2 protein-coding genes are annotated in these 2,096 nt (G+C 67.5%); both read right to left on the reverse strand.

All coding sequences use genetic code 11. The features are described from left to right. Positions 1 to 44: 44 nt before the first annotated feature. A complete protein-coding gene (locus tag QZY48_RS16720) occupies positions 45 to 1,442 on the reverse strand; it encodes a transposase (RefSeq protein WP_295432991.1) in 1,398 nt (465 codons plus the stop codon). After that, positions 1,439 to 1,777 (reverse strand): HTH domain-containing protein, encoded by a 339-nt coding sequence (locus QZY48_RS16725; RefSeq protein ID WP_295432994.1) that lies wholly within the window; start codon positions 1,775 to 1,777, stop codon positions 1,439 to 1,441. Before QZY48_RS16725 ends, QZY48_RS16720 begins: the two co-directional genes overlap by 4 nt. Positions 1,778 to 2,096: the final 319 nt, after the last annotated feature.

The raw sequence follows: 2,096 nt of genomic DNA on the forward strand, positions 1-2,096 counted from the left end.
GTAGGCCGGGTCTTCAGACCCGGCGCTGGAGTTTCTACATAATGTCACGCCGCGGCGGCGTGGGTGAGCCCATGATCGGTGGGCGCGAAGTCGAATTCTCGGATGAGATCCGGATGGTCCACGACTTCTTTTCGCAGCAACGTGATGAGGTCGAGGCACGACGGCCGGTGGGCGTGTCGTCGCCACTTCGGCAGCGCGGCGTAGGCGGCGCCCCGGTCGGCGCCGAAGGCGAGGAGGGCGGCCAACAGCAAGGCGCTGTAGGCGGCGACCGCGAGGGCCGGTTGCTTGGGGACCGCGGTCGCATTCCACAACTGCGCCTGGCCGACGCCGAGGGTGTCTTTCTCCTCACGATGGTTGACTTCGATTTGCCAGCGGTCGACATAGATCTGCAGCAGAGCCCGGGGCCGGCTGTGCCGATCGGTGGTCAGCAAGTAGGCGGGCTGGCGGTAGTACATCTTGCCGCTCTTCCGTTTGCGGTAGGGCGTCGGGGCCACGACGAAGAGGCGCAGCGCCCGCCGGCCGGCCCCGCCTTGCCACCGGAGGTCCGTCAGTTCTTTGTACCGGATCGGGCGCCGCGCGCCGCCATAGCAGACCGTCGTCGTGTGCCATGGGATCGTGTCGTTCTGGCGCACCTGCTCGGGCGTGAACTTGATGACATCGTAGATGCGGCGGGATCCCACCGGGGCGGGCCGACACAGCTTGGCATCCTTGCGGGTGCGGCCGATCACCGCGGTGCGGGGGATCTCGGCCCGCAAGCACGTGCGATTACAGAAACTGCCATCGACGGCCAACACCAACGTCTGCCGCGCGCCGCCCGCCGTGTCGAGGTCCGCGCGCAGGGCGTGGGCCATCGTGACGAAGCGGGTCGACAGATTGTGAATCCTGCTGGCCGCCTGGTAGGCGATCCGGGCGGCGGCGTCCGCCGTGCGCGACGGCTTCTTCACGCACGACACCTCTTCGAAGCGGATCGGCACCGCCCGCGTGTAGCGCGGGGCCCGCGTGTGCAGGGGGACCAACACGGAGGCTTGGAGAAAGCGGACCGCGCGAATCAGATTCACGTGGAACGGCGGCGACAGCGGGTCGCGGTGATAGGCGGCCTGCGGGATACAGCGCCCGGTCTTGTGGACCCGCGTGTCATCGACGGCCACCCCGACCAGCCGGCCGCGACACAACGGCCGCGCCCGTGTCAGGATCGCCTGGAACAGCGCCTGGGGCTCCCAGTGACACCGCGAGTGCAGGAAGTACTCCGCGCTCCAACTGCGGTGCTGACCGCCGTTGGTCCAGATGATGCGCGACAGACAGCGGCGGCCCAGACACAGCAACGAGCCCACCGCCTGGCGCACGGCGCGCCGATAGGTGCGCCGTTGCGGAAAGACATCGCGCCAGGGCGCGACGATCTCGAGGAACGTCCCCAGCAGCGTCGCCGCCGGCGCGGCGATCATCGCCCCTCGGGGCGCAGCCCGAAGGTGTTCTTCTCGGTGCGCACGAAGCGATCCCCACGGGCGACCTTCTTGGTGAGCGACGAGACGAGGCTCTCGCGATCGACCGGCACGTGGAACTGGGCCGCGATGCGCGTCAGGATCTCCGACACGTGCAACGGGCCCCGGGCCTGCTTGAGTACGTCATGGGCCATGTCCACCTGTGACAGACCTTTGCGTGGACGCGGCGTGGGCGCAGCCGCCTCGCCGTGCCGCAATCGGCGCACGGCCCGCAACTGGGCATCAAGCGAGGCTTCTACCGTCCTGAGAATGAGGTCTTTGAGGTGGTCGTCTGGCATCAGCCGCTCCTGGGAAGCAGGTGCCAAGAGGATGCCACAACCACGTCGGTCGGTCAACTATACATATGACGACAGACTCAAATGTAGAAACTCCAGCGCCGGGTCTGAAGACCCGGCCTACGAGGCAGAGGAGGCCGGGGCGTGGAGCGGGTGTGTGCGCCGGTCAGAACGTCCGTGCCACAATGGCCGTACACGGGAGGAGTGACACATGGCCAAGCCAGCGGGGAGCTTCGTCTGGTACGAATTGATGACTCCGGACCCGGATGTCATCGCGCCGTTCTACGCGGCGGTGGTTGGCTGGCAGATTGCCGCACGAGAC

This window comes from uncultured Thiodictyon sp., from assembly GCF_903828115.1.
Taxonomy (GTDB): domain Bacteria; phylum Pseudomonadota; class Gammaproteobacteria; order Chromatiales; family Chromatiaceae; genus Thiodictyon.